This is a genomic window from Streptomyces sp. NPDC040432, assembly GCF_055595445.1.
On sequence record NZ_JBVIVP010000010.1, the window covers coordinates 218,140 to 243,719 of the forward strand.

General features: G+C 72.7%; 24 protein-coding genes. 16 read left to right on the plus strand and 8 right to left on the minus strand.

Annotated elements, in window-relative coordinates; translation table 11 throughout:
* The first annotated feature begins 88 nt into the window (after window positions 1-88).
* Window positions 89-604, plus strand: a complete 516-nt coding sequence (locus tag ACZ58N_RS22270; protein ID WP_471162541.1) for an EF-hand domain-containing protein — start codon at window positions 89-91, stop codon at window positions 602-604.
* An 86-nt stretch (window positions 605-690) separates the two neighbouring features.
* Here ACZ58N_RS22270 and ACZ58N_RS22275 read toward each other — a convergent pair whose 3' ends face one another.
* A complete protein-coding gene (locus ACZ58N_RS22275; RefSeq protein ID WP_471162544.1) occupies window positions 691-2,238 on the minus strand; it encodes a class I adenylate-forming enzyme family protein in 1,548 nt (515 codons plus the stop codon).
* Between the two features lie 139 nt (window positions 2,239-2,377).
* On the opposite strand from ACZ58N_RS22275, the gene ACZ58N_RS22280 reads away from it, so the two are divergent.
* The 4 genes from ACZ58N_RS22280 to ACZ58N_RS22295 all read left to right on the plus strand — a co-directional run bounded on the left by ACZ58N_RS22280 (window position 2,378) and on the right by ACZ58N_RS22295 (window position 6,514).
* Window positions 2,378-3,595, plus strand: a complete 1,218-nt coding sequence (locus tag ACZ58N_RS22280) for an amidohydrolase family protein (RefSeq protein ID WP_471162547.1) — start codon at window positions 2,378-2,380, stop codon at window positions 3,593-3,595.
* Window positions 3,595-4,749, plus strand: a complete 1,155-nt coding sequence (locus tag ACZ58N_RS22285; RefSeq protein ID WP_471162550.1) for an acyl-CoA dehydrogenase — start codon at window positions 3,595-3,597, stop codon at window positions 4,747-4,749. Before ACZ58N_RS22280 ends, ACZ58N_RS22285 begins: the two co-directional genes overlap by 1 nt.
* Window positions 4,750-4,755: 6 nt before the next feature.
* Window positions 4,756-5,703, plus strand: coding sequence for an acyl-CoA dehydrogenase family protein (locus ACZ58N_RS22290; RefSeq protein WP_471162553.1), 948 nt, complete (start codon window positions 4,756-4,758; stop codon window positions 5,701-5,703).
* 361 nt (window positions 5,704-6,064) lie between these two features.
* Window positions 6,065-6,514 (plus strand): ATP-binding protein, encoded by a 450-nt coding sequence (locus ACZ58N_RS22295; RefSeq protein ID WP_471162556.1) that lies wholly within the window; start codon window positions 6,065-6,067, stop codon window positions 6,512-6,514.
* A 306-nt stretch (window positions 6,515-6,820) separates the two neighbouring features.
* On the opposite strand, the gene ACZ58N_RS22300 is transcribed toward ACZ58N_RS22295, so the two are convergent.
* Both ACZ58N_RS22300 and ACZ58N_RS22305 read right to left on the minus strand, forming a co-directional pair.
* Window positions 6,821-7,375, minus strand: a complete 555-nt coding sequence (locus tag ACZ58N_RS22300; protein ID WP_471162559.1) for a hypothetical protein — start codon at window positions 7,373-7,375, stop codon at window positions 6,821-6,823.
* 368 nt (window positions 7,376-7,743) lie between these two features.
* Window positions 7,744-8,670 (minus strand): cyclase family protein, encoded by a 927-nt coding sequence (locus ACZ58N_RS22305; RefSeq protein WP_471162562.1) that lies wholly within the window; start codon window positions 8,668-8,670, stop codon window positions 7,744-7,746.
* Between the two features lie 109 nt (window positions 8,671-8,779).
* On the opposite strand from ACZ58N_RS22305, the gene ACZ58N_RS22310 reads away from it, so the two are divergent.
* The 3 genes from ACZ58N_RS22310 to ACZ58N_RS22320 all read left to right on the plus strand — a co-directional run bounded on the left by ACZ58N_RS22310 (window position 8,780) and on the right by ACZ58N_RS22320 (window position 12,155).
* Complete coding sequence (locus tag ACZ58N_RS22310) at window positions 8,780-9,691, plus strand: SDR family NAD(P)-dependent oxidoreductase (protein WP_471162565.1); 912 nt, start codon at window positions 8,780-8,782, stop codon at window positions 9,689-9,691.
* Between the two features lie 200 nt (window positions 9,692-9,891).
* A complete protein-coding gene (locus ACZ58N_RS22315; protein ID WP_471162568.1) occupies window positions 9,892-11,091 on the plus strand; it encodes an acyl-CoA dehydrogenase family protein in 1,200 nt (399 codons plus the stop codon).
* Window positions 11,088-12,155: a Zn-dependent alcohol dehydrogenase gene (locus ACZ58N_RS22320; RefSeq protein WP_471162571.1), complete on the plus strand. Its 1,068-nt coding sequence runs from the start codon at window positions 11,088-11,090 to the stop codon at window positions 12,153-12,155. Before ACZ58N_RS22315 ends, ACZ58N_RS22320 begins: the two co-directional genes overlap by 4 nt.
* An 87-nt stretch (window positions 12,156-12,242) precedes the next feature.
* On the opposite strand, the gene ACZ58N_RS22325 is transcribed toward ACZ58N_RS22320, so the two are convergent.
* Window positions 12,243-12,848, minus strand: coding sequence for a flavin reductase family protein (locus ACZ58N_RS22325; RefSeq protein ID WP_471162629.1), 606 nt, complete (start codon window positions 12,846-12,848; stop codon window positions 12,243-12,245).
* Between the two features lie 200 nt (window positions 12,849-13,048).
* Here ACZ58N_RS22325 and ACZ58N_RS22330 point away from each other — a divergent pair, with 200 nt between their 5' ends.
* On the plus strand, window positions 13,049-14,026 hold the full coding sequence (locus ACZ58N_RS22330; protein ID WP_471162574.1) for a hypothetical protein: 978 nt from the start codon (window positions 13,049-13,051) through the stop codon (window positions 14,024-14,026).
* Window positions 14,027-14,126: 100 nt separating this feature from the next.
* Window positions 14,127-14,909: a VOC family protein gene (locus ACZ58N_RS22335; protein WP_471162576.1), complete on the plus strand. Its 783-nt coding sequence runs from the start codon at window positions 14,127-14,129 to the stop codon at window positions 14,907-14,909.
* Window positions 14,910-14,969: 60 nt separating this feature from the next.
* Here ACZ58N_RS22335 and ACZ58N_RS22340 read toward each other — a convergent pair whose 3' ends face one another.
* The 3 genes from ACZ58N_RS22340 to ACZ58N_RS22350 form a co-directional block, all read right to left on the minus strand.
* Window positions 14,970-15,785 (minus strand): enoyl-CoA hydratase/isomerase family protein, encoded by an 816-nt coding sequence (locus ACZ58N_RS22340; protein WP_471162579.1) that lies wholly within the window; start codon window positions 15,783-15,785, stop codon window positions 14,970-14,972.
* A gap of 376 nt (window positions 15,786-16,161) precedes the next feature.
* Window positions 16,162-18,396, minus strand: a complete 2,235-nt coding sequence (locus ACZ58N_RS22345) for an acetate--CoA ligase family protein (RefSeq protein ID WP_471162582.1) — start codon at window positions 18,394-18,396, stop codon at window positions 16,162-16,164.
* A gap of 186 nt (window positions 18,397-18,582) precedes the next feature.
* The gene (locus ACZ58N_RS22350) at window positions 18,583-19,749 is read right to left on the minus strand and encodes a flavin-containing monooxygenase (RefSeq protein WP_471162585.1); all 1,167 of its coding nucleotides are present in this window, start codon (window positions 19,747-19,749) and stop codon (window positions 18,583-18,585) included.
* A 274-nt stretch (window positions 19,750-20,023) separates the two neighbouring features.
* Between ACZ58N_RS22350 and ACZ58N_RS22355 the strand changes: the two genes are divergently transcribed.
* The 3 genes from ACZ58N_RS22355 to ACZ58N_RS22365 all read left to right on the plus strand — a co-directional run bounded on the left by ACZ58N_RS22355 (window position 20,024) and on the right by ACZ58N_RS22365 (window position 21,826).
* The gene (locus ACZ58N_RS22355; RefSeq protein ID WP_471162587.1) at window positions 20,024-20,800 is read left to right on the plus strand and encodes a maleate cis-trans isomerase family protein; all 777 of its coding nucleotides are present in this window, start codon (window positions 20,024-20,026) and stop codon (window positions 20,798-20,800) included.
* Window positions 20,801-20,894: 94 nt separating this feature from the next.
* Window positions 20,895-21,347 (plus strand): DoxX family protein, encoded by a 453-nt coding sequence (locus ACZ58N_RS22360; RefSeq protein WP_471162589.1) that lies wholly within the window; start codon window positions 20,895-20,897, stop codon window positions 21,345-21,347.
* Window positions 21,344-21,826 (plus strand): Zn-ribbon domain-containing OB-fold protein, encoded by a 483-nt coding sequence (locus ACZ58N_RS22365; RefSeq protein ID WP_471162591.1) that lies wholly within the window; start codon window positions 21,344-21,346, stop codon window positions 21,824-21,826. Before ACZ58N_RS22360 ends, ACZ58N_RS22365 begins: the two co-directional genes overlap by 4 nt.
* A 14-nt stretch (window positions 21,827-21,840) precedes the next feature.
* On the opposite strand, the gene ACZ58N_RS22370 is transcribed toward ACZ58N_RS22365, so the two are convergent.
* Window positions 21,841-22,506, minus strand: a complete 666-nt coding sequence (locus tag ACZ58N_RS22370; protein WP_471162593.1) for a pyridoxine/pyridoxamine 5'-phosphate oxidase — start codon at window positions 22,504-22,506, stop codon at window positions 21,841-21,843.
* A 477-nt stretch (window positions 22,507-22,983) separates the two neighbouring features.
* On the opposite strand from ACZ58N_RS22370, the gene ACZ58N_RS22375 reads away from it, so the two are divergent.
* From ACZ58N_RS22375 to ACZ58N_RS22385, 3 genes are all read left to right on the plus strand, one after another.
* Window positions 22,984-23,625 carry an HAD family hydrolase gene (locus ACZ58N_RS22375; RefSeq protein ID WP_471162596.1) on the plus strand — a complete coding sequence of 214 codons (642 nt, stop codon included), beginning with the start codon at window positions 22,984-22,986 and terminating at the stop codon, window positions 23,623-23,625.
* Window positions 23,626-23,667: 42 nt separating this feature from the next.
* Window positions 23,668-24,837 carry a helix-turn-helix domain-containing protein gene (locus ACZ58N_RS22380; RefSeq protein ID WP_471162599.1) on the plus strand — a complete coding sequence of 390 codons (1,170 nt, stop codon included), beginning with the start codon at window positions 23,668-23,670 and terminating at the stop codon, window positions 24,835-24,837.
* 263 nt (window positions 24,838-25,100) lie between these two features.
* Window positions 25,101-25,355, plus strand: a complete 255-nt coding sequence (locus ACZ58N_RS22385) for a hypothetical protein (protein WP_471162601.1) — start codon at window positions 25,101-25,103, stop codon at window positions 25,353-25,355.
* Window positions 25,356-25,580: the final 225 nt, after the last annotated feature.

The window sequence follows — 25,580 nt, forward strand, 5'->3', positions numbered from 1 at the left end:
TCGCTTAACGCTCGGGCCACTGAGGGCTTACGCTCCTGCCTTGTCTTGAACTGCACCCCATCGCACACGTGAAGGCGGAACGCCGACAATGGACAGCGCAGAATACGAGCGCAAGATCGCCGCCCGATTCGCCACGTTCGACCAGGACGGGTCCGGCTATATCGACCGGGAGGACTTCAGTACGGCCGCGAGGGCGGTGCTGGCCGAATTCGGCACCGCCGCGCGGTCGTACAAGGGCCAGGCCGTGTTCAACGGCGCCGAGGCGTTCTGGCAGGGCATGGCCGGGATCGCCGACGTGGACGGGGACCAGCGGGTGTCCCGCGAGGAGTTCGTCACGGGCGCGGCGAAGCGGCTGCGGGACAGCCCGGACCGGTTCGCCGAGATCGCCCGGCCGTTCCTGGCGGCGGTGATCGCCGTCGCCGACGAGGACGGCGCCGGCGCGACCCCGCGGGCGGCGGCCCGCGTCCTGGGCGTGCTCGGCACCCCGGCCGAACTCGCCGACCAGGTCGCGGCGGCACTGGACGCGGACGGCGACGGCAGGATCTCCGAGGACGAGATCCTGGCGGCGTTCGCGGGCTACTGCGGGGTGGACCCGGACGCGTAGTCCGGCCCGTCCCACCCGGCGCGGCACCTCGCCGCGCCGCGCCCCGCCGCGTCCGGCGGCGGGGACCGGCGCGAGCGCCCGGAGGGTCAGGCGTAGCGCTCGCGCAGTTTGTACTTCAGGACCTTGCGCAGCGCGTCGTTGCGGGGGAGCGCGTCGGTCAGTTCCAGCTGCTCGGGCAGTTTGTGCGGGGCCAGGCCCTGCGCGCGCAGGTGGGCGGTCAGCTGGGGCAGGGTCAGTGGGGCCGCGCCCGGCGGCTGTTCGACGACGGCGCAGACGCGTTCGCCGCGTTCGGGGTCGGGCAGGCCGATGACGGCGACGTCCCCGACGGCGGGGAGGGCGTGGAGGAGGTCCTCGATCTCCTTGGCCGAGATGTTCTCGCCCTTGCGGATGATCACGTCCTTGCTGCGGCCGGTGAGGACGAGGTGTCCTTCGGCGGTCAGGTGGCCGAGGTCGCCGGTGATCAGGTACCCGTCGGCGTCGAAGACCCCGACGGTGTCCTCGCGGCCCAGGTAGCCCTGGCAGACGGCCTCGCCGCGCAGTCGTACCTCGCCGTCCGTGCCGGTGGGCAGGGCGTCGCCGGCCGGTGTGGTGATGCGGATGGACATGCCCGCCGGGGGCCGGCCCTCGGTGGTGGCGAGGTTCTCGGGGGTGTCGTCGGGCGCCCCCATGGTGATCATGGGGACCTCGGTCATGCCGTAGCCGTGGGTGAGCTGGCAGCCCAGTTCGCGGACCACGGCGTGGTAGATCTCGGGGGGCTTGGGCGCGCCGCCGCCCGCCAGCAGTCGCAGGCTCGGGACGAGCTTCGTCCCGGGGTCCTTGCGCTGCTCGGTGAGGAACATGGAGTAGAAGGCGGTGGACCCGCCGGCGATGGTGACCCGGTGGCGGCGGTAGCCGTCCAGGGCGTCCGGCATCGCGAACTTCTCGAAGAGCACCGCCGGGAACCCGTACAGCAGCAGCATCACCGTGTAGTCCGGGCCGGCTATGTGCGCGAAGGGGAAGGCCATCGAGCCGACGTCGGCCGGGGTCAGGCGCAGGGCGTCCGCGAGGCAGGAGCCGCCGGCGATCAGGGAGCGGTCGGTGTGCAGGACGCCCTTGGGGTCGGAGGTGGTGCCCGAGGTCCAGTAGATCCAGCGCACGGAGGTGCCGTCGGCGGGCGGCGGCGGCAGGACCGCGGGGTCGCCGTCCGGGAGGGTGTCGTAGGCGTCGAAGACCCCGCGCGCGCCCAGGCGGGTCGCCATCGCGGTGTGGTCGAAGCCGCGCCAGGTGCCGGGGACGGCGAAGAACTCGGCCTTGGACTCGCGCAGGGCGAAGCCGACCTCCCGGTCCCGGTAGAAGGGGATGACGGGTGACTGGACGGCGCCGAGGCGGGCCAGGGCCAGCGAGAGCAGCACCGTTTCGATGCGGGTGGGCAGTTGCCAGGCGACGACCGTGCCGGGACGCACGCCCATGGCGTACAGGCCCGCGGCGACCCGTTCGCAGCGTTCGCGCAGGGCGCCGAAGGTCAGCGTGCGGTCGTCGGTGGGCCGGTCGGCGGCCTCGATGAGCACCGGGCCGTCGGGGGTGAGCGCGGCCCGGCGGGCGACCAGCTCCCACAGGGTCCGGGACCGGCTCAGTTCCGTCGCGGTGTCCGTCATCCCGGACCTCCCTCGGTAATTTCCTGACGGATGGTCAGATCTGGCGCAGAGCGTAGGGCGCCGACGCTTGCCGGTCCAGAGCCGGCGGGGCTAGCTTGTTTCTGACGATCCATCAGATTACGTGATTGGGGAGACGGTTATGGAACGGGAACTGCCGAGGATCATCAGCGTCGACGACCACGTGATCGAGCCCGCCCACCTCTTCGACGTCTGGCTGCCCGCCAAGTACCGTGACCGCGGACCCCGGCCCCTCACCGCGGGCATCGGCGAGCTCCAGTACACCGGCGGCAAGTACGTCATCACCATGGACCCCGACGGACCCCCGACCGACTGGTGGATCTACGAGGACCTCAAGTTCCCGTACAAGCGCAACATCGCCGCCGTGGGCTTCGACCGCGACGACATGACCCTGGAGGGCATCACCCGCGAGGAGATGCGCCGCGGCTGCTGGGACCCCAAGGCCCGGCTCGCCGACATGGACCTCAACCACGTCGAGGCCTCCCTCTGCTTCCCCACCTTCCCCCGCTTCTGCGGCCAGACCTTCGCCGAGGCCCACGACAAGGAGGTCGCCCTCGCCTGCGTGCGCGCCTACAACGACTGGATGGTCGAGGAATGGTGCGGCGACAGCGGTGGCCGGCTGATCCCGCTGTGCATCATCCCGCTCTGGGACATCGACCTCGCCGTCGCCGAGATCCGCCGCAACGCGGCCCGTGGCGTGCGCGCCGTCACCTTCTCCGAGATCCCCACCCACCTCGGGCTGCCGTCCATCCACTCCGGCCACTGGGACCCGTTCTTCGCGGTCTGCCAGGAGACCGGCACCGTCGTCAACATGCACATCGGGTCCTCGTCCCAGATGCCCGCCGCCTCCCCCGACGCGCCGCCCGCCGTCCAGGCCTCCCTCAGCTTCAACAACGCCATGGCCTCGATGATGGACTTCCTCTTCAGCGGCGTCCTGGTCAAGTTCCCCACCCTGAAGCTCGCCTACAGCGAAGGCCAGATGGGCTGGATCCCCTACGCCCTGGAACGCGCCGACGACGTCTGGCGCGAACACCGCGCCTGGGGCGGCGTCAAGGACCTCATCCCCGAGCCGCCGTCCACGTACTACTACCGGCAGATCTTCTGCTGCTTCTTCCGCGACAAGCACGGCATCGCCTCGCTGGACGTCGTCGGCCGCGACAACGCCACCTTCGAGACCGACTACCCGCACGTCGACTCGACCTTCCCGCACACCAAGGAGGTCGCCCTGGACCACGTCGGCGGCCTCGACGACGAGACCGTCTGGAAGCTGATGCGCGGCAACGCCATCCGCATGCTCGGACTGCCCCTGGACCTCGACCGGACCGGCCAGGGCCGCTGATGGACCTGACGCACACCGAGGAGGAACAGGACTTCCGGGCCCGGCTGCGCGAATGGCTCGGCAAGACCCTGCCCGAGCTCCCCGCCAAACCCTCGCCGGACGACTGGCCCGCCCGCCGCGCCTACGACCTGGGCTGGCAGCGCCGCCTGTACGACGCCGGCTGGGCGGGCCTGCACTGGCCCGTCGACGCCGGCGGGCGCGGCGCCACCCCCACCCAGCACCTGATCTTCCTGGAGGAGACCGAACGCGCCGGAGCCCCGTACGTCGGCGCGAACTTCGTCGGGCTCCTCCACGCCGGCCCCACCATCGCCGCCGAGGGCACGCCCGAACAGCGCGCCCGCTGGCTACCGCCCGTCCTGCGCGGCGACGAGGTGTGGTGCCAGGGCTTCAGCGAGCCCGACGCCGGCTCCGACCTCGCCGCCCTGCGCACCCGCGCCGTCCGCGACGGCGACGAGTACGTCATCACCGGCTCCAAGATCTGGACCTCCCACGCCGAGGTCGCCGACTGGTGCGAACTCCTCGTCCGCACCGACCCGCAGGCCCCCAAACACCGGGGGATCAGTTGGCTCGCCATGCCGATGGACGCACCCGGCGTGACCGTCCGCCCCCTGCGCACCCTCGCCGGGTCCACGGAGTTCGCGGAGGTCTTCCTCGACGAGGTCCGCGTCCCCGTCGGCAACCGGGTCGGCGCCGAGAACGACGGCTGGCGCGTCACCATGGTCACCCTGTCCTTCGAACGCGGCACGGCCTTCGTCGGCGAGGTCGTCGCCTGCCGCCGCACCCTGACGCACCTCGCCCGCGCCGCGAAGGCCAACGGTCGCTGGGACGACCCCGTCCTGCGCCGCACCCTCGGCCGGCTCCACGGCGAGTTCGGCGCCCTGTGGCGCCTCACCCAGTGGAACGTCGGCGAGGCGGAGCGCTCCGGCGGCGTCCCGGGCGCCGGCGGAAGCGTCTTCAAGCTGGCCTACTCCCACGCCCGCCAGGAGCTCTACGAGGCCGCCGCGCAGGTCCTCGGCGCCGAATCCCTCGCCCTCGACGAGGAATGGGTCCTGGACCGCCTCTCATCCCTCTCCTACACGATCGCGGCGGGCACCTCCCAGATCCAGCGCAACATCGTCGCCGAGCGGATCCTCGGCCTCCCGAAGGGCCGGTGAGCGGCCGTGGACTTCCAACCGACGCGGGAACAGCGGGACCTCAAGGCCGCCCTGCGCGAACTCCTCGCCCGGCGCCACGGACGCGAGGCGCTGCGGACCGCGCTGGACACCGGGACCACCGTCGACCGGGACTTGTGGCGGGAGCTCGGCGGGGCCGGGTTCTTCGCACTGCGGCTCCCCGAGGCCGACGGCGGGGTCGGCCTCGGCCTCCCCGAGGCCGTGCTGCTGTTCGAGGAGGCGGGCCGGGCGCTGCTGCCGGGCCCGCTGGTCGCCACCCACCTGGCCGCCGGCGTCGTCCCCGGAGCCGCCGCCGGCACCACCGTCGTCACCGCCTTCGACCTGGGCGGGGACCTGGTCACCCACCTGGCGGAGGCGGACGCCGTCCTCGGCTCCCCGCACTGCCCCGAAGGCTCCCCGCACCGCCCCGAAGCCGAACCGGTCCGCTCGGCGGACCCGCTGACCCCCCTGCACCGGGCCCGGCCCGGCGCCGGGACCCCCGGCGACGACCTCGCCCCGTACCGGGACGCGGGGGCCCTGCTCACGGCGGCCCTCCAGCTCGGCAGCGCGCTGCGGACACTGGAGCTGGCCGTTCGGTACGCGGGCGAGCGGGAGCAGTTCGGCAGCCCGATCGGTGCCTTCCAGGCCGTCAAGCACCTGTGCGCGGGCATGCTGGTCCGCGCCGAGCTGGCCCGTACCGCCGTGTACGCGGCGGCGGTGACGGCGCCGTACGCCGGGGGCCCGGGGGAGATCGCCGCCGCCAAGCTCCTCGCGGACGGGGCGGCGGTGGCCAACGCCCGGGACTGCCTCCAGGTGCACGGCGGCATGGGCTTCACCTGGGAGGCCGACGTCCACCTCCACCTGAAGCGGGCCTGGGTGCGCGCCGAGCAGTGGCGCACCGCGGCGGAGGCGGAGGAACTGCTGGCCGGGGAACTGCTGGACTCGGCGGTGCCGTGAGGAGCGGTCGGGCGGGCGCGCGGGCCGCGCCCGCCAGTCGCTCACGGTGACGACGGGGCACGGGAAGGACGGGCCGGGACGCATGTCCGATTACGGAGAGTTGATATCGGTTTGTGTCCTGGGGTGGGCCCGATCCGGCCCGAAGGCAGGGGTGGGCTCCGGTACGCTCCCACGAATGCGAGCGGTTGAGCGGCGCGAGCGTCGCACAGTATGCACCACGCCTACTCCTTCGCGCTGGAATATGCCCGAAGCGCTTGTTGTGGTGACTGTATGTCAACCATGCTGCACAGCACGGGGATCACGGTCCGTGATCCCATCCTGTCGCGAGGCGAAGTGTCCGCCGGTTCGGATGGTGTGAGCGGTGCAGGTGCTTCAGGTGCAGCTGGAGGTAGGACCGGACCCCGCCGAGGTCGGTCGGGCACGCCGGTGGGCGCGGTCCCGGTTGGCCGGGTCCGGGATAGGGGACGACGAGCCGCTCGCCGAGACGCTGATCCTGCTGATCTCCGAGCTGGTCACGAACGCGGTCGTGCACACGGGCTGTCCGGCCGTGCTGCGGATGCTGTTCGGGGGTCCGGGGGTGCGGGTCGAGGTCGCCGACGCGAGCGACCGGGCGCCGGCCCCCCGGCAGGCCGCCGGGGACGACACGGGCGGGCGCGGCCTGGAACTCGTCGACGGCCTGGCGGACCGGTGGGGCTGGCAGCGCGAGGGCGCGGGCAAGCGCATCTGGTGCGAGGTCGACCGGGCCGAGCCGAAGAAGACCGCACCCGACGAAAACTTTGCCTGCCGCCGGGAACCGCGCGTGTACCTCTAACGAGGTGTTGACGGATTGTCACCTGTTGATCACCCTTGTGGTGAGCGATTCGTCGCGAGGGGACGCCAAGGGTCCTGCCTTGACGAGTGCGGGTCGTGGGGTGGCGGCTGCCGTGCCGAGCTCGGGGTGTGCACGGACACACGCCGCCACCCGCCGGTCCCGGGACGGGATCGGGATGGGGATGGGGGACGGGTGTCGGGGGTCGGGCGAGGGGTTCGCCCGGCCCCCGGCCCCACCCGTGGCGCCTCCGGCGTCGATCGGTCCGGGCGGTGCGGTCCGGTGCCCGGGGGAGTCGTCGGGAAGCGGTCAGCAGGGGCGGATGTGGTAGACGGGGGTCCAGGAGGCCGTGCCGGTGGACTTGGCGACGTTCGACCAGCGTTCGCTGCCGTTGTCGTTGTAGAAACGGGCCCGCGTGCCCGAGGTCTGGTTGTTGTGGAACGTGCCGTCGCCGATGCCCCAGAAGTCGTAGTAGCCGCACCGGTAGAAGTCGTAGGTGTCGCCCCGGCCGTCCGTGATGCACAGGTGGCCGTGTCCGCAGGCGAGCACGGTGTCCGGGGAGGCCAGGTCCCGGGCCTCGCTCCGGCCGGGGACGGCGAGGGTCACGGATCCGCCGGCCGTGGTCATCCGGTTCGCGGAGACCTGGCGGGCCGTCGGGTCCTTCGCGAGGACGGCGTCGACCCGCTGCTGGAGGCGGGCCGCCTGCGGGGCGCTCAACCCCGCGTCGCGGGCCTGCCCGGCGTGGACGGACCGTGCGGACGTCGAGTCGGTGGTGGTGGCGGGAGAGGCGTGGGCGGTCAGTACGGGGCCTGCGATCAGGGCCGCGGTCGCGGTCATCATCGCCAGGATCTTGCGCGGTGACATGGTGGAACCCCTCTGGTTCGGCGTCGGGGAAGCCACGCGCTCGTGACGGTGGCCTGGAGACGCCTGACCATCCTTTCGAAGGTCGACGTGGGTCCAGAAGGGTGGAATCGGCCTCTGTGAGGCTCTTGTGGGGATAACGCGGGGGGTCCTGCGCCCCAACAGCCCCTGCCGTTGCCGCCGCCGTGACCCGTATGGGGTCACCGGCGCGGTGGCGTGGCCGGCCGTCCCCTTGTCCGGCCCGGGCTCCCCGCCGCGGTCGCCGTTCCCGCGAGTGGCCCGGCGGGGAGGTGGCGCGAAGGCGGCGGAGCGCGCGCGTGCCACCGCCGGCGCGGTGTCGCGCAGTCGGGACCGGAGCGGCCCCGGGGTCGTCAGAAGACGGCGATCGGGGAGACCGGGGTGCCGGTGCCGCCCACGAAGGGTTCGGGCATCGCCGAGAGGAGGAAGGAATAGCGGGCCTCTTCCGCACAGGCTGTGGACAACTCCTCCAGGTTCCAGTTCTGCCCCTGGTGCATGCCCATCTCGACCAGGTCCAGGGCGTGCACCGGCAGCCACAGGTTCTCGATCTCCGGCGGGAAGATCTCGAAGGTCAGGGTGTCGTTGGCGACGGCCGCCACGTCCCGGGCGTGGAACCACTGAGGCGTGCGGACGGACAGGCCGGGGGACGGGAAGCCGTAGCCGTGCTTGTCGCCCGCGAGGTAGACCTGGATCTGCCCGGTGCGGACGAGGACGACGTCGCCGGCGCGGACCGTGACCCCGCCGAACTCCTCCGCCTCCGCCAGGTCCTCGGGGGTCACCGCGTGGCCGCCCTCCAGCCGGTCCACGCCCTTCGCGCGGGCCACGTCCAGCAGGACACCGCGCGAGACGATGTGCCGGGCCTTGTCGATGCCGCTGAACTCGGCGCGGGAGTGCGCGGTGATGGAGGAGGCCGGACGGCCGTTGTAGATCTTCCCCGAGTGCGAGACGTGCGTCAGCGCGTCCCAGTGGGTCGCCGCCTGGAGGCCCATCGTCACGGCGTCGTCGCTGCAGGCCACCGTGCCCGGACCGAAGATCTCCTGGTTGATCTGCACCATCGTGTGCAGCGGGTTGATCCGGCCCGGGATCATGCCGACCTGTACGCCGTCCTCCTTCAGCGGGAGCGCGAGCGGCACCCGGCGGCCCCTGCGGACACCGGCGGCCGCCGCCCGGACGACCGGGTCGGTGATCAGGTTCAACGTGCCGATCTCGTCGTCGGCGCCCCAACGGCCCCAGTTGTTGATGCGCTTGGCGATGTCGTGGAACTCGGGGGGCAGGGACATGGGCCTCATCAGCTCCTTGCGAAGGCGAGGGACAACCGGGTCTTGTGCTGGTGCGTCGGGCTGCCCCTAGAATCTAACGGTCCGTCAGAAAACGCGGGAAGGGGCCGGCATGGGGAACTTCTTGGCAGGCAAGGTCGTCGCCGTCACCGGCGCGGGCCGGGGCATCGGCCGGGCCGTGGCGCTCGCCGCGGCCACCGAGGGAGCCAAGGTCGTCGTCAACGACTACGGCGTCGGCATCGAGGGCGGGGAGCCGACCAGCGAGGTCGCCGCATCGGTGGTGAAGGAGATCACCGCGGCGGGCGGGGAGGCCGTCGCGGTGGCCGACGACATCTCCACGATGGCCGGCGGGCAGCGCATCATCGACACGGCGCTCGCCCGGTACGGACGCATCGACGGGGTCGTCTGCGTCGCGGGGATCCTGCGCGAACGGATGCTCTTCAACATGTCCGAGGAGGAATGGGACCCGGTCGTCGCCACCCACCTCAAGGGCACCTTCACCGTGTTCCGGGCGGCCTCCGCCGTCATGCGCAAGCAGGGCACGGGCACCCTCATCGGCTTCACCAGCGGCAACCACCAGGGCTCCGTCGCCCAGGCCAACTACAGCGCGGCCAAGGGCGGGATCATCTCCCTCGTCCGCAGCGCCGCCCTCGGACTCAACAAGTACGGGGTCACCGCCAACGCCGTCGCCCCCGTCGCCCGGACCAGGATGTCCGCCAACGTCCCGATGGAGCTCAAGGAGATCGGCGAGCCCGAGGACGTCGCGGCCCTCGTCACCTACCTCCTCAGCGACCGGGCGCGGGCCGAGAACATCACCGGGCAGGTGTACACGATCGCCGGCCCGAAGATCGCCGTCTGGGCCCAGCCGCGCGAACTGCGCGCCGGGTACGCCGAGGGGGCCTGGACCCCCGAGCGGATCGCCGATTTCCTCCCGGGAACCGTCGGCACCGACCCGATGCCGATGCTCGCGCAACTGGAGGCCATGGCCAGGGCCGCCGCCGCCAAGGACCGCCCCAATGCCTGACCCGGCCGGGGCCGGACCTGCCGCGCGCGGCGGCCCGGGCGCCGGTGGCCCGGGCGCCGGTGGGTCCGTCCCCGCCGGGACCGGATCGCGTGGTCCGGGGTCCCGTGCGCCGGTGATCCGTCCGTCCGCGCGCCGGCGGCCCGTGCCCCGTCCGTCCGACGCCTGACCGCCGCCCCGCCGACGCCTGACAGGGAGACCGCATGGACTTCAGCTTCGGAGCGGGGGACGAGGAGCTGCGCGCCCGCGCCCGCACCTGGCTCACCGCCCGCCTCACCGGACCGTACGCGGACCTCCGCGGCCTCGGCGGTCCGGGCAGCGAGCACGAGGGGACGGAACAGCGCCGCGGCTGGGAGCGGGAGTTGGGACGCGGCGGCTGGATCGGTCAGGGCTGGGACGTCCCCACCGGCGCGTACGGGCAGCAGCGGCTGTCCCTCACCGGCCAGGTCGTCTGGGCGGAGGAGTACGCGGCGCTCCGCGCGCCCGGCCGGGTCGGCCACATCGGGGAGAACCTCCTCGCGCCGACCCTGATCGCCTACGGCACCCCCGAGCAGCAGGCCCGGTTCCTGCCCGGCATCGCCCGCGGCGAGGAGCTGTGGTGCCAGGGCTACAGCGAACCGGACGCCGGATCGGACCTGGCGGGCGTCCGCACCGTCGCCGTGCGCGATTCCGCGGACGGGCTGCCGCGCGTCACCGGACAGAAGATCTGGACCTCCCTCGCCCAGGACGCCGACTGGTGTTTCGTCCTCGCCCGCACCGAGAGCGGCTCCCGCCGGCACCGGGGCCTGTCGTTCCTGCTGGTGCCCATGGACCAGCCGGGCCGGATCGAGGTCCGTCCGATCCGGCAGATGTCGGGTACCGCCGAGTTCAACGAGGTGTTCTTCGACGGGGCGGTGGCGGCCGAGACCGTCGGCGGGGAGGGCAACGGCTGGGCCGTCGCCATGGGCCTGCTCGCCCTGGAACGCGGCGTCTCCACCCTCGTCCAACAGATCGGCTTCGCCGCCGAACTGGAGCGCGTCCTGGCCGACCACCTCGCCGCCGGCGCCCCGGACCCGGTCCTGCGCGAACGTCTCGTACGGCAGTGGGCCGAGCTGCGCACCATGCGGTGGAACGCCCTGCGCACGCTCGGTTCGGCCGGTGATCCGGGGGCGCCGAGCGTCGCGAAGCTGCTGTGGGGCGGTTGGCACCGGCGGCTCGGGGAGCTGGCCGTCGAGGTCCGGGGAGCGGCGGCGACGGCCGGTACGGGGCCCTGGTCGCGGGAGGTGCCGTACGAGCGGGGACTCGACGAGGGGCAGCGGCTCTTCCTTTTCACCCGGGCCGACACCATCTACGGCGGCTCGGACGAGATCCAGCGGAACATCATCGCCGAGCGGGTGCTCGGCCTGCCTAAGGAGCCCAGGTGAGAGGCGTCGTGTTCGACGGCAAGCAGGCCCAGGTGGTCGACGATCTGGAGATCCGCGATCCGGGCCCGGGGGAGGTGCTCGTCGCGGTCAAGGCGGCCGGGCTGTGTCACAGCGACCTGTCGGTGATCGACGGGACGATCCCGTTCCCGCCGCCGGTGGTGCTCGGGCACGAGGGCGCCGGGGTGGTCGAGGCGGTCGGCGCGGGCGTCACGCACGTGGCGCCGGGCGATCACGTCTCGCTGTCCACGCTCGCCAACTGCGGGGCGTGCGCCGACTGCGACCGGGGGCGTCCGACGATGTGCCGCAAGGCGATCGGGATGCCCGGCCAACCCTTCAGCCGGGGCGGGAAGCCGCTGTTCCAGTTCGCCTCCAACTCGGCGTTCGCGGAGCGGACGATCGTCAGGGCCGTGCAGGCCGTGAAGATCCCCCGGGACGTGCCGCTGACCTCGGCCGCGCTCATCGGCTGCGGGGTGCTCACGGGCGTCGGGGCGGTGCTGAACCGGGCGAAGGTGGACCGCGGCGAGAGCGTCGTCGTCATCGGCACCGGCGGGATCGGGCTGAACGTCCTCCAGGGCGCCCGGATAGCCGGGGCGACGACGATCGTCGCCGTGGACGCGAACCCGGCGAAGGAGGCGGTGGCCCGGCAGTTCGGCGCCACCCACTTCATCGACGCGTCGGCCGTCCCGGACTCCTCGGCCGCCGTCCGGGAGATCCTGCCGACGGGCGCGGACCACGCCTTCGAGTGCGTCGGCAACGTGAAGCTGATCCGCCAGGCCGTGGACCTGCTGGACCGGCACGGGCAGGCCGTCCTGCTCGGGGTGCCGGGCTTCAAGGAGGAGGCGTCGTTCCTCGTCTCGTCCATGTACCTCGACAAGACGATCATGGGCTGTCGGTACGGGTCCTCCCGCCCCCAGCGCGACATCGCGCTGTACGCCGAGCTGTACCGGCAGGGCCGGCTGCTGTTGGACGAGCTGGTGACGGAGGTCTACCCGGTCGAGGACTTCGCCAAGGCCGCCGACGACGCCCACCACGGGCGGGTGGCGCGGGGGGTGCTCACCTTCTGAGCGTGCCCGCGGCCCGACCCCGGACCCCGGTGGGGGTGCGGGGCCGGGCCGCGGGCACGGTGGGGGTGCCGTGCGGGGCTGGGGAGCTCAGGGGGTGAAGCGGCCGAAGCGGCCCTGGTGGAAGAGGAGCGGGTCGCCCTCGCCGTCGGCGCCCATGGCCGTGACGCGGCCGACGACGATGAGGTGGTCCCCGCCGGTGTGGACGGCCTGGATCCGGCAGTCGATCCAGGCGGGCACGTCGTCGAGCCGCGGCGAGCCGGTGACGGGCGCCGGCCGGTGGCCGACCCCGGCGAACTTGTCGGCGCCGCTGACGGCGAACGCCCGGCACAGATCGCCCTGTTCGGCGCCCAGGATGTTGACGCAGAACACCCCGGCGCGGGCGATCCGGGGCCAGGTGGTCGACGTGCGGGCCACCATGAAGGTGACCAGCGGCGGGTCGAGGGAGAGCGAGGCGAAGGACTGGCAGGCGAAGCCCGCCGGGCCGTCCTCGCCCTCGCCGGGCGGTGCGGTGATGACCGTGACCCCGCTGGCGAAGCGCCCGAGCACGGCCCGGAACTCGGCGGGGCCGACGGGCGCGCGCTCGTCCCGGCCGACGGCCCGCAGGGCGGGCCGGGGCAGAGCGTCGACGGACTCCGGGGCCGCGGTTGCGGGGGCGCCGGCTGACCTGAGGTATCGGACGACGGTGGCCGCCATCCCTGCGTGTCCCATCACACCTCCGATTGAAGCTGACGGGTCGTCAGATGGGAAGGGGTGGGGCGGGGCGGGGTCGCGCGAGGGTCGGAGGGGGTGGACGGGGGCATGCGGGGGCCTCGGTGGGGCGTGTCACCGGAAGGGGGTAGGGTGCGGACAGCCGGATGTTGAACTTGTTCAAAAATTGGTTCGGGGGTGGCGCCGTGGCGCACGACGGAACGGCCCGGCCGGCGACGGTCCTGAGCAGGGAGCTGCCCGCGGCGCTCGGCATGGCGGCCGGACAGCTGCTGGTCCTGTCCGCGGGCCTGTTCGTCCTGGCCGGCGTGTCGGACCAGTACGACCACGAACAGGGCCAAGGGGGGTTCGGGGCCGCGTTCCTGACGTGGCTCGTCGTCATCGCCCCCGTCCTGTACCCCGTGCTCGGTCTCCTGCACGCCGCCCTGTTCGCCCTGCCCGTGGCGGTCCCCGCGCATGCCCTCGGTCGGCGCGGTCGGGTGCCCGGCGGCGCCTGGGCCATCCTTCTCACCTGCGGCCTCGCCGCGCTGTACGCGACTGTCGGCTGGTGGCGCCACGACCTGCCCTACGGGCCGACCTGGGCGTGGGTGGCGGGGACCGGGCTGCTCCCGGTGGCCGCGGCCCGCCACGCACGCAGGCGTGACGTCCGCCCGTGGGGCATGGTCTGCCGGACCGCCGGCGTGACGGGAGCCGGGCTACTGCTGCTCGGCGGCGCGTACGCGACCGACGTGGCCGGGCTGCTGCCGGAGTACCGGCCGCCGCGCCTCGCGGAGGCCGAGTACACCGGGACGTGGACCGGCGACGCGGGCGCCCGCCTGGTGCTCCACGCGGACGGCACGATGAGTGCCGACGCGCTGCCCGTGGTGGGCCGCGACGGAGGAACTGCGCGCTGCTCGGGCGCCGGGACGTGGAGCTTCGACCCCGAGGCCGAGGCGCACGCCTGGGCGGCGGCCGCACCCGCCCACCGGGACGGGGTGTGGCTCGACTTCCGCTCCTGCACCGGGTCCGTCCTCGCCTGGCGGATCGCCGGTACGGCGGCGCGGCCCGAACTGTTCTCGTGGTTCGGGGACGCGGACGCCGGAGGACTCCAGGTCCTCCGGCGGGGCGCGGGTGCGGAGCGCGGTGCGGGCGACGTGGGCGCGGGCGGGGCTCGGGCGTCCGGGTGAACCGGGGGCGTTCGGGGCGGCTCGTGCGGGGGCGCCGCGGCGGGCGGGGGCATCGTGGCCCGGGACCGTCCAGCGCCGTACGTCCTCAGGGAGGAACCCCATGCTCGGCACCGACTTCCGTACCGGCTCGCCCAACTGGCTCGACCTCGGCAGCCCCGACACCGCGGCGGCCGCCGCGTTCTACGGGACCGTCCTCGGCTGGGACTTCGTCTCGGCCGGGCCGGAGGCGGGTGGGTACGGCTTCTTCCAGGTGGACGGGAAGACCGTCGCCGCGATCGGCCCGCTCACCGAGCAGGGGGCGAAGTCCGCGTGGATGGTCCACTTCATGACCCCCGACATCCGGGCCACCGCCGAAGCGGTGCGGGCGGGCGGCGGAGCGGTGCGGATGGAACCCGGCGACGTCATGGGCGAGGGCTGGCTCGCCCAGTTCACCGACCCGCAGGGTGCCGAGTTCGCGTGCTGGCAGCCCGGGCGGACGGGCGGGCTCGACCTCACCTCCGCCGAGAAGAGCCTGGTGTGGGCGGAGCTCCACGTCCCGGACCCGCTCGCGGCCCTCAGCTTCTACGGCGGGGTGTTCGGGTGGCGGCACTCCGACATGGAGATGCCCGGGATGACGTACCGGGTGCTGAGCATCGCCGACGGGGAGCAGCAGGACGGGACCTTCGGCGGGGTCGCTCCGCTGGGTGACGAGGGCGGGCGGATCCCGCGCTGGGTGCCGTACTTCAACGTCCCGGACGTCGACGGGGTCGCCGAGGCGGCGCTGGGTGCGGGCGGGTCCGTTCCGATGCCGGCCGAGGACATCGCCGGGGTCGGTCGGATCGGCTGGGTCGCCGACCCGGCGGGGGCGTTGTTCGCGCTGCTGAAGCCGAACCCGCGGGGCTGAGGGGCGGTGCCGCCGGGCCGCGCCGGCGGCGGCCGGGGTTGGGTCGCCGGTTTCTGCCGGTCAGCGGCCCAGGTATTTGGGGGTGCGGCGCTCCACGAAGCTCGCCACGCCCTCGTTCGCGTCGGCCGTCGTCATGTTGAGTTCCTGAGCGGTGGCCTCGGCGGCGAGTGCGGTCGCCCGGTCACCGTCGAGGGAGGCGTTGACCAGTTGCTTCGTGAGGGCGAGGGCGCGGGTCGGGCCCTGGGCGAGGCGCTCGGCCCAGGCGCGGGCCGTCTCCTCCAGTGCGTCGGCCGGGACCACCTTGTTGACGAGGCCGAGGCGGGCGGCGTCCTCGGCGGGGACGGCGTCGCCGAAGAACATCAGCTCCTTCGCCTTCTGCGGGCCGAGGAGGCGGGGCAGGAGGTAGGCGCCGCCGCCGTCGGGGACGAGGCCGCGGCGGACGAACACCTCGATGAAGCGGGCCTGTTCGGCGGCGATGACGAGGTCGCAGGCGAGGGCGAGGTGGGCGCCGATGCCGGCGGCCGTGCCGTTCACCGCGGCGATGACGGGCTTTTCGCAGTCCAGGACCGCGGTGATCAGGCGTTGGGCGCCGAGGCGGATCATGCGGGAGACGTCGCCGGCGATGCGGTCGCCTCCGGCGGTGGTGGCGGTGGGGCCGCTGCTGCGGAGGTCTGCGCCGGCGCAGAAGCCCTTGCCGGTGGCGGTGATGACGACTGCCCGGACGGCGGGGTCGGCGGAGGCGTCGGTGAGCAGGGCGATGACGCGTTCGCGTTGGTCCCGGGTGAGGGCGTTCATGGCCTCGGGGCGGTTCAGGGTGATCCAGGAGACGCTGTTCTCGATCCGGTGCCGGATCTCGTCCGAGGGGGTGGCGGGCATGCGGTGACTCCTGTCGTCGGGGGCGGGTGCCGGCCCGGTGGTGGTCGGGCGGTGGCTGCGGGTGGGTCGGGGCCGGGGGCGGGGTGGGGGGTCGGCCGGGGCGGGCATGATTTATGGCGCCCTGTCCGGGGCTGCGATGGGGTGGGCGGGATTTTGCGCCAACAAATCACGTTTTAGCCCCTGCCGACCCCCCACCCCACCCCCGACCCCGACCGGTACGGATGCTGCAAGTTCGATCCCCCGGCTCGGCCCGTCACCTCCGGCCATCGCAGCCTCGCCGGCGTTTGAGGCGCGGGGTTCGGGGCGGAGCCCCGGGGGGCGAGGGCCCGCCGGGTGGTGGTTCCGCCGGGTGGTGGTCGCGGGGTGGACGGCCGGGTCAGCGGCAGATGGCCAGGGCGTCCAGGGCCACCGCCCCTTGGCCTCGGGGGAGGACCATCAGGGGGTTGATGTCCAGTTCGGAGAGTTCGTCGCCGAGTTCGAGGGCCATGCGCTGGACGCGGAGGATGACTTCCACGAGGGCGTCGACGTCGGCCGGTGGTGCGCCGCGTACGCCTTCCAGCAGGGGGTGGCCGCGCAGTTCGGTGAGCATCGCGCGGGCCTGGTCCTCGCCGAACGGCGGCACGCGGACCGACGCGTCCCGCAGGACCTCGACGAGGACCCCGCCGAGGCCGACGGTGACGGTCGGGCCGAAGAGGTCGTCCTGGGTGACGCCGACGACCATCTCGACGCCGCGTTCCACCATCTGGCAGACGAGGATGCCGTCCAGGGGGACGTTCTCGTAGCGGGCGATGTCGGTGAGTTCGCGGTAGGCGTCGCGGATCTGGCTCGCCGAGGTGAGGGCGACCTTGACCAGGCCGAGTTCGGTCTTGTGGGCGAGTTGGGGGCCGGAGGCCTTCATGACGACCGGGTAGCCGACGAGTCCGGCCGCCCGGACGGCCGCCGCCGCGCTCGTGACCAGTTGTTCGCGCGGTACGCGGATGCCGTACGCGCGCAGGAGTTGCTTGGCGGAGTGTTCGCTGAGCTGTTGGCCGGGCCGCATCAGGGCCTGGGCCTTGCGGTACGAGGGGGAGGGGGTGCGGGGCGCCTCGTCGAAGGGGGAGCGGTACGAGGCGGTGAAGCGGTGGTGGCCGAGGTAGGCGCGGACGGCGGTGATGCAGTTGCCGAAGGTGCGGAACGTGGCGACGCGGGAGGAGCCGAGGAGGGTGGTGCGGTACGCCTCCTCGGTGCCCACGGGGGAGCCCCAGATCACGCAGATGAGCTTGTCGGTCTGTTCGGCGGCGTCCACCAGGTCCTGGGCGAGCTTGTCGCTCATCGGGGGGAAGGGGCCGGTGATGGGACAGATCAGGACGCCGACGGACGGGTCGGCGAGGATCGCGTCGATGATCTTCCGGCCGCGCCAGTCGCCGACGGGGTGGCCGCCGTTGTCGACGGGGTTGGAGACGCCGAGGTAGGGCGGGATCCACTGGTGGAGTTCGGCCTGTTTGGCCTCGGAGAGGGTGGGGAGGGTGAGGCCCGCCTCGGTGGCCAGGTCGGAGAAGTGGGCTCCGGTGCCGCCGGAGATGGAGTAGACGACGACGCCGTCGGCCCGGGGTTTGCGGGCGCGGGCGAGGAGGGCGGCGGTGTCCTGGAGTTCGTCGAGCCCGTCGACGCGGATGACGCCGAACTGCCGCATGGCGGCGTCGACGACGGTGTCGGCGCCGGTGAGCTTGCCGGTGTGCGAGGCGGCCATCCGGGCGCCGGTCTCGGTGCGGCCGACCTTGACGGCGACGACGGGGACCCCGTTGCGGGCGGCCCGGTCGGCGGCGAGGAGGAAGGACCGGCCGTCCTTGAGACCCTCCACGTAGCAGGCGATGGCCCCGACCTCGGGCTGCTCGGCGAGGTAGGAGATGAAGTCCGCGGTCTCCAGGTCGGCCTCGTTGCCGGTGGGCGCCCAGTGGGAGAGCCGGATGCCGAGTTCCTGGAGGGTGTAGACGGGGCGACCCTGGTGGCCGGACTGGGTGATGAGGGCGATGGCCGGCCCGTCGAGGTCCTGGCGGAACTCCTCGAAGGCGTTGAGGTTGGTGTTCGGGCCCAACAGGCGCAGCCCGGAGCGTCGTACGCCGGCGGCGAGCCGTGCCTGGGCGGCTGCGCCGGCCTCGCCGGTCTCCGCGAAACCGGACGCGAAGGCGACGGCGAACCTGACCTTGGCCTCGGCGAGTTCCTCGACGACGGGCAGGGGGTCGGCGACGAGGATCACGGCGAGGTCGACCTGTTCGGGAAGGTCGGCGACGGACGCCAGGCAGGGCAGCCCGAAGACGCTCGTACGGGTCGGGTTCACGGGGTGCACCCGGGCTCCGACGCGTTCGGCCCAGGCGAGGAGTTGGCGGGTGATGCCGGTGTTGGGTCTGCCGTCGGCGTCGGAGGCGCCGATGACGGCCACGGACTCGGGCCGGAAGAACCGGTCCAGGTCGGGCACATCGGAGTGCAGGGGCCGTCCGCTGACGTCCAGGGCGATCGCGTCCTCGGCGGAGGGCGCGGCCGTGGAGTGGACCGCCGTCCTGGGGCTCTCCCCGCAGGCCTCGACACGTGCGCGGAAGTCGGTGGTGAGGGTGCCGTGAGTAGATCCAAGCATCGTTCCGCCCGCTCCTGCTCGATGAACCTCGATGGACTTCGATAGTTCGAAGGGATCCATAGCTGACGCGTAGTCAGATTACTGAACTGACGCGCCGTCAGGAACAGGGATGCGCAGGAAAGGTGGTGGAGGTGGTGTGCTGAACGGTGGCAGATCCGCTCAGGGGCGGTCCAGAGCGCTTTCGGCCTACCGTCGCTTCCCCCGGGCCAACGCCTTCGCGATCTTCTCGGCGTCCAGGGCCAGTTCGCGCAGCATGCCGCTGATCGGGTTCGTGTAGCCGGTGAAGTACAGGCCGGGGGCGCCCTGCGGACTGCGCCCGCCCCGCACGACGGGCCTCCCGCGCCCGTCGAGGACGTCGAGGTGCCCGACCAGGCCCTCCAGGGCCCGCCGGTATCCGGTTGCCGCGACCACCACGTCCGGGCTGATCCGCGACCCGTCGGCCAGCTCCACCTCGGCGCCGTCGAAGGAGACGACCGCCGCCACCGGCTCGACCCGCCCCCCGCGCACCGCGTCGATCAGACCGACGTCCTGGACCGGGATCGCACCCTCCCGGACCCTGCTGTAGAGGCCGGTGGTGGGGCGCGGCAGGCCGTGCGCCGAGAGGTCCGGGACGGAGAGCTTCGTGACGACCGCCCCGAGCCGGTCCACGAGCCCCACGGGCAGCCTGCGCACGAGGATCCCCGTGCGCTGGGACGGCCAGCCCGCGGTGGAGCGCCGCAGGACGTGCGGTGCGGTCCGCACGGCGAGCCGCACCCGGGACGCCCCGCCGTCGGCCAGGTCCACGGCTATCTCGGCGCCCGTGTTGCCGACGCCGACGACCAGCACGTCCCGACCCGCGTACGGCTTCGGCTCGCGGTACGCGGCGGCGTGCAGCAGCTCCCCCGTGTACGTGTCCGAGCCCGGCCAGTCGGGCAGCGCCGGGGTGTGGTTGAAGCCGGTGGCCACGACGACCGCGCCGGCCGCCAGCAGCCGCCCGCCGCTCGCGTGGAGGGTCCAGCCGTCCCCGTCGGCGGCCCGCTCGATCCGGGTCACCTCCACCCCGGTGACCAGCTCCAGCTCGTGGAACTCGGCGTACTTCTCCAGGTACCGGACCATGTCCGCCCGCGCTACCCACCGCCCGAACCGGCGCGGGATCCCGAGCCCGGGGAGGGCCGAGAGGCGCCGGGTGGTGTGCAGCCGCAGCCGCTCGTAGTGGCCCCGCCAGGAGGCCCCCACCGCGTCGGACTTCTCGACGACGACGGCGCGCACCCCCCGCGCGCGGAGCGCGGCGGCGACGGCGAGGCCGCCGGGGCCGGCGCCGATCACGTACACGGGGCGGGGCTGGGTGTTCATGTCGGGCTGCTGCTCGGGCATGAGGGGTGAGCGTATCGACACTCAGAGTTGATGGGTCTCGGACAAGGAGTGAATCGATTGCGGAACGATCACGGCCGGATGGTTCGCCCGGTATGGGAGGAAGGTGGGGGTGGGCCCCGCGCGCGATTCCCGGGCGTCCCGCCCCGGCGGGTCGTTCCGCCACCCGGTGCGGCGCGGCGGCCCCGGGTCCGGGGGTCGGCGTTGCCTCCCGACGGGCGGGCGCCCCGCTGTCACAGTGGTGACCCCGTCCCGGAGAGGAGCAGGTGAGTACCTGATGTGGCAGCCCGACGGGTGGGACGTACGCGTCCGCCTCGGAATCCTCACCCCGCACGCCGACGTCGGCCCAGAATCGGAGCTGCGGGCCATGGCCCCGCCCGAGGTGGGTCTGCACACCGCCCGGGTGCCGTTCGCGGCCGGGGGCGGGGGCTGGTCGACGGGCTCCGCCATCCCGCTCGGCCCCGTCCGGGCCTTCGCCGAACCCCCGCACGTGGACGCCGCCGCCGAGCTCCTCGCCGCCGCGCCCGTCGCCGTGATCGCCTACGCCTTCACCAGCTCCGCCTACGTCATCGGCGCGCGCGGCGAGGCGCACATGCTGGCCCGGCTCGGGGAGCGGGCCCACGGACTGCCGGTCGTCGCCACCTGCGCCGCCGTGGTCGAGGCGCTCCGTGTCCTCGGGGTCGGACGGATCGGCCTCGTCGACCCGCCGTGGTTCGACACCACCCTGAACGACCTGGGGCGCGGCTACTACGAGGAGGCCGGGTTCGAGGTCCCGTACGCCGCCCCGTGCGGGCTGCCCGTCGAGCGGCGCGCGGTCCGGCCGAAGACGCTGCACGACCGGGTGGCGGAGCGGCTGCCCGACACGGCCGACGCGGTCGTGATCGGCGGCAACGGGTTCCGTTCCGTCGGGGTGATCGAAGCCCTGGAGGCCACTCTCGGCCGGCCCGTCCTGACCGCCAACCAGGTCCTGCTGTGGGCGGCCCTGCGCGCGGCGGGCGCCTCCACCGAGGGCGTCACCGGGTACGGGCGCCTCTTCGGGGGTCCGGGGGCGTGACCGACGCCCGACGCCCGGGGCCTTGCGGGATCGGCTCCGATCCGCTGAACTGACGTACCGTCAGATCGTGTGGGTGAGGGGTGGAGGGCTTCCGATGCAGACCATCTGGCTCAGCGGGGCCGAATGGCTCGCCGTGCTGCGGATAGGCCTCGGCCTGTGGTGGCTGGAGAGCTGGCGACACAAGGACAAGAAGGGCTGGTTCGAGCGCGGGACCGGCATCGCCTGGGCCGCCGACGTCGCCGGCAAACACCGGTGGCCGTTCGTCAGGAGCGGCTTCGGGAAGATCGTCCAACCGCGCCCGCGCCTCATGGCGTACGTCGTCGTCTACGCCGAACTCGCCCTCGGGCTGGGCCTGGTGTTCGGCTTCCTGACCCCCGTCGCGCTCGTGGGCGGGCTGCTGTTGAACCTGCTGTACCTCGTGCTGATGATCCACGACTGGGCCGAGCAGGGGCAGAACGCGATGATGGCGCTGATCTCGCTCGTCGCGCTGTTCGCCATGAGCTGGCAGGCCTGGTCCCTCGACGCCTCGATCGGACTCTTCCTGTGAACGCCGCCTCCGCCGCCTCCGCTGCCGGTCCCGGGGGCGGCGCTCCCGCCCGCGCCGCCGTCCGCCACGACCTGCCCGAGCCGGACGACTTCACCCGGCCCTACTGGGACGCCGCCGCCGACGGCCGCCTGCTGCTCCGGCACTGCGCCGACTGCGGACGCCACCACCACTACCCGCGCGAGTTCTGCCCCTTCTGCTGGGCCGGCGAGGACCGCGTCACCTGGCAGGAGGCGAGCGGCAGCGCCACGCTCTACACCTGGTCCGTGATCCACCGCAACGACCTGCCGCCCTTCGGCACCCGCGTCCCGTACGTGGCGGCCGTCGTCGACCTCGCCGAAGGCCCCCGGATGATGACCGAGGTCGTCGACTGCGCGCACGACGAACTCCGCATCGGGATGCCGCTCCGGGTCGCCTTCCGCGAGGCGACGGACGACGTACGGGTACCGGTCTTCGCGCCGGCGGGTGGGGGCGGGGCGTAGACCCGGGCGGGCCTCTACGGCCAGAGCAGTTCGCGTACCCAGTCCGTGCCGTCGGCGGCCCGTCGGTAGCGCAGCCGGATGTGGCGGCGGGCGGCGTCCCCCTGGAAGAACTCCACCTCCGTCGGGGCCAGGACGTACCGGGTCCAGGTGGGCGCCGGCGCGTCCGGATCCGTACCGGCCCGCTCCCATGACTCCGCCGAGACGCGCGCCAGTTCGGCCGTCGAGGCGAGCACCTCGCTCTGCCGGCCGGTGAGCGCGGCGGCGAGCGCCCCGCGCGAGCGGACCGCCAGGTCGGCCCGGCTCTCCTCGGGCCCGCACGCCGTGACCCGACCCCGGACGCGGACCTGCCGGCCCACCAGCGGCCAGTAGAAACCGAGGGCGGCTTCGGGGTGGGCGGCCAACTGGACCCCCTTGGCGCTGGTGGCGTGCGACGCGAAGTGCCAGCCCCGGTCGTCGGCCTCGTGCAGCATCAGAGTCCGTACGTCGGGCCGACCATCGGCGTCCACCGTGGCCAGGCTCATCGTGTGCGGCTCGGGCTGCCCGGCCCGCGCCGCGCCGACGAACCAGTCCCTGAACAGGGGCAGCGGCGCGTCCTGCGCGGCCTCGGGATCGAAGCGGGGGAGCGGGGTGTCCCACACCCGCAGGGCGTGCAGGGTCTCGTGGAAGTCGTCGCTGCTCATGGCCCCAGGCTAGGGGGCGGGGGTGTGGTGTGGGTGGGCTCGGGGGTGGGCGGGGTGCGGCCGGTCCGTGTCAGGGCTGGTTTGGGGGGTTCCCGCCGGTCTCATCGTCTCCCCGTGTCGGGCCGGTCCCTCAAGGGCGCTCCCTGCGGTCGCGTCGCTTCGCGATGGCCTTCGGCCACCCTTGACCGACCGACCCGACACGGAAAGCCGAAGACCGACGGGAACCCCCCAAAAGAACGGTCACGGGTCAGAGAGGGGAGGTGCGGGTCCCTCAGGGACGAGACGAGGGGCCGGGCGCCGGCAGATCGGGCATGCGGGGAGGTCGGAGGGCCTGCGGCCGGACCACGAGCGCGAGCATGAGCCCCTGCCTGCCGTCATGACGGAGAGGTTGACCTCAGGGCACGTCGGACGATCGACTCGGGCTTCGTGGGGACCGGGTGGGTGCCTTCGTGCGGGTGTGCTCAGTACCCTGGCCGGATGATTCGGACGGTCGTTCTGGACATCGGTGAGACCCTCACCCGCGATGATCGGTACTGGGCTTCGTGGGCCGACTGGCTCGGCGTGGCGCGCCACACGCTCTCCGCGCTGGTGGGTGCGGTGGTCGTGGACGGCAGGGACAACGCGGACGCGATTCGCATGCTGCGCCCGGACATCGACATCGCCGCCGAGTACGCCGCCCGAGATGCTGCCGGTCGCGGCGAGCAGATCGACGAGACGGATCTCTACGACGATGTTCGACCGGCGCTCGCGGCGCTCCGCGCGGCGGGGGTGAGGGTCGTCATCGCGGGCAACCAGAGCCCCAAGGCCGGGGACCTCCTGCGCGCCCTGGCACTGCCCGCCGACCTCGTCGTCACGTCGGGGGAATGGGGCGTGGCGAAACCGTCCCGCGCATTCTTCGAGCAGGTGCTGGCGGTCTCCGAACGTCCCGCGGTCGAGACGCTCTACGTCGGTGATCACCCGGCCAATGACATTCATCCCGCGAAGGCCGCCGGGCTGCGCACAGCGCACCTACGGCGCGGTCCATGGGGCCATTGGTGGGCCGACGACCCCGATGTCCGGGCTGCCACGGATTGGTCCATCGATTCCCTCGCCGAGCTCACCGGCATCGTCGAACTGTAGGGAACGGCGTCGAGTTGGGTGGCGGAGCGCTACCGTGCGGAGATGGCCGATCACATCGGACAGCGCATCGCCGCACTGCGTCGAGCCCGCAGGATGACCCAGGCCGATCTCGCGCGCGAGGCCCATGTCTCCCTCTCCATGATCAAAGGGTGTGAGAGAGGGGCTCGTACTCCTGGATCGTCGACGCTTGAGGCCATCGCTTCCGCGCTTGCGGTGGACGCGTCGCGCATCGATCACGCCTACAAGGGGACGAGTCGCCGTGTCCACACCGCGCTCCCTGCAATCTCTGCCGCAATCGCGGGATACGAGTTCGCCCTGGACGCACCCCGGCGTCCTCTGTCGCAGGTCATTGCCGACGTCGACATCGCCGTAGCGTGGCGTCTTGCGGCACAGTACGGCCTGATCTCCACCCGGGCCCCTCAGCTGTTGGGGGACGCACTGGCCCACCTGCACGCAGCCACCGGTGTCGCCAGGGCCGAGGCGGCAGGACTCGTGGTCGCAGCCGCCCGGTCAGCTGACGCGGCGGCCTACAAGTTCGGCGCGCACGACCTCTCGGCTCGACTGATCGACGTGATGCGTTGGGCGGCGACCCAGATCGACGACCTGGATGTGCGTGCCACCGTCGCCTACGTTCACGCCGAGACCTTCCTCGCCGCGCGAGCTCACCGGGCCGGCCTGATCGTTCTGGAACAGGCCTTGGACCTCGCACCTGCGCCGAACAGAGAGGTTTCGACCGCAGTGCGCGGTGCCCTGCACATGCGGACGGCCGTCATGGCGGCACGTGCGGCCGACCCGGAGGCCGCATACGGGCACCTGGACGAGGCCCGGAGGTTTGCGGCGGGCCTTTCGGAGAGCGTCTACCTCGGCACCGCGTTCGGACCCTCCAGCGTGCGCATTCACGAGGTGGCGGTCTCGGTCAGCCTCGGCCAGGACCACATCGGCCGCGCCCTCGAAGTGGCTCGTCAATGGTCACCAGGTGAGGAAATCCCGGCGGAGCGCCGGTCAGGTTTCTGGATTGAAGTGGCAAGGGCGCAGTTGTGGTCGGGAAGCCCGGACAGAGCCTTCGATTCCCTCAAAGCGGCCCGCAGGCTCGCTCCACAGCATGTACGCCAGCACCCCTGGGCCCGCGAGGACATCGAAAAGATCTGCCGACTCAAACGCTCCGACACAGAGGCATTGACGTCGTACGCAGAGTGGATCGGTGCTGTCTGACCCTGCCGAGGTGATACAAGAAGTGTCCCTTGCAGCCCTTGCCGTGGCCCACCATCTGCCTACCCGCACCTTCAGGTGGACGAGAGGGATCATGACCACCAGCTTCGACATGAACACGGTGCCGCGCCGGGAGGAAGGACTGTCGGCCTGTCCGCCCCCGTGGCTCCACGCCCCGGCCCCGTCTTCCGCACCGAGTGAGGAACTTCTCGTCCGGGCTCGTGCCGGGTGGGAGCGCTTCGTGGCCTCCTTCGAGGAGGCGTCCGATGGCTGAGCAGTACGAGTACCTGCCCCACCGCCTCCTGCGCCGTCGTGTTGTCGACATCGCCTCAGGAGTGGCGGGTGAGCTGATGGCCGTGGTGAACGAGAACGTCTCGGACATCGGCGCCGAGCGTTGGATGGAATTGGCCTACATCCGCGCCGCGTCCGGCCGTGAGTTCACCACGGCGGTCGACAACGTCCTCCCCGCCGATGACCGGCCCCAGTCGGCCCGCAGGCGCCAATCCGAGCCGAGCAGCTGAACATCTGACGCGTCTTCCCCCTCTACCTGCGCCTCAGGCCGACCTTTTCGTCCTGACGGGCAGGTAGGGGTTCATGCCCGCGCTCGTGGTCCGGCCGCAGGCCTTCCGACCTCCCCGTATGCCCGATCTGCCGGCGCCCGGCCCGTCGTCTCGTCACTGAGGGACCCGTCCCTGTTCATCTCTGACCCGTGACCGTTCTTTTGGGGGGTTCCCGTCGGTCTTCGG

Coding starts and splice junctions, on each gene's coding strand:
- ACZ58N_RS22340 (WP_471162579.1), bottom strand. CDS start 15,785: ATGCCCGCCACCCCCTCGGACGAGATCCGGCACCGGATCGAGAACAGC.
- ACZ58N_RS22360 (WP_471162589.1), top strand. CDS start 20,895: ATGCAGACCATCTGGCTCAGCGGGGCCGAATGGCTCGCCGTGCTGCGG.
- ACZ58N_RS22325 (WP_471162629.1), bottom strand. CDS start 12,848: ATGGCGGCCACCGTCGTCCGATACCTCAGGTCAGCCGGCGCCCCCGCA.
- ACZ58N_RS22310 (WP_471162565.1), top strand. CDS start 8,780: ATGGGGAACTTCTTGGCAGGCAAGGTCGTCGCCGTCACCGGCGCGGGC.
- ACZ58N_RS22300 (WP_471162559.1), bottom strand. CDS start 7,375: ATGTCACCGCGCAAGATCCTGGCGATGATGACCGCGACCGCGGCCCTG.
- ACZ58N_RS22280 (WP_471162547.1), top strand. CDS start 2,378: ATGGAACGGGAACTGCCGAGGATCATCAGCGTCGACGACCACGTGATC.
- ACZ58N_RS22385 (WP_471162601.1), top strand. CDS start 25,101: ATGGCTGAGCAGTACGAGTACCTGCCCCACCGCCTCCTGCGCCGTCGT.
- ACZ58N_RS22315 (WP_471162568.1), top strand. CDS start 9,892: ATGGACTTCAGCTTCGGAGCGGGGGACGAGGAGCTGCGCGCCCGCGCC.
- ACZ58N_RS22275 (WP_471162544.1), bottom strand. CDS start 2,238: ATGACGGACACCGCGACGGAACTGAGCCGGTCCCGGACCCTGTGGGAG.
- ACZ58N_RS22335 (WP_471162576.1), top strand. CDS start 14,127: ATGCTCGGCACCGACTTCCGTACCGGCTCGCCCAACTGGCTCGACCTC.
- ACZ58N_RS22270 (WP_471162541.1), top strand. CDS start 89: ATGGACAGCGCAGAATACGAGCGCAAGATCGCCGCCCGATTCGCCACG.
- ACZ58N_RS22285 (WP_471162550.1), top strand. CDS start 3,595: ATGGACCTGACGCACACCGAGGAGGAACAGGACTTCCGGGCCCGGCTG.
- ACZ58N_RS22345 (WP_471162582.1), bottom strand. CDS start 18,396: ATGCTTGGATCTACTCACGGCACCCTCACCACCGACTTCCGCGCACGT.
- ACZ58N_RS22350 (WP_471162585.1), bottom strand. CDS start 19,749: ATGCCCGAGCAGCAGCCCGACATGAACACCCAGCCCCGCCCCGTGTAC.
- ACZ58N_RS22375 (WP_471162596.1), top strand. CDS start 22,984: ATGATTCGGACGGTCGTTCTGGACATCGGTGAGACCCTCACCCGCGAT.
- ACZ58N_RS22305 (WP_471162562.1), bottom strand. CDS start 8,670: ATGTCCCTGCCCCCCGAGTTCCACGACATCGCCAAGCGCATCAACAAC.
- ACZ58N_RS22370 (WP_471162593.1), bottom strand. CDS start 22,506: ATGAGCAGCGACGACTTCCACGAGACCCTGCACGCCCTGCGGGTGTGG.
- ACZ58N_RS22380 (WP_471162599.1), top strand. CDS start 23,668: ATGGCCGATCACATCGGACAGCGCATCGCCGCACTGCGTCGAGCCCGC.
- ACZ58N_RS22355 (WP_471162587.1), top strand. CDS start 20,024: ATGTGGCAGCCCGACGGGTGGGACGTACGCGTCCGCCTCGGAATCCTC.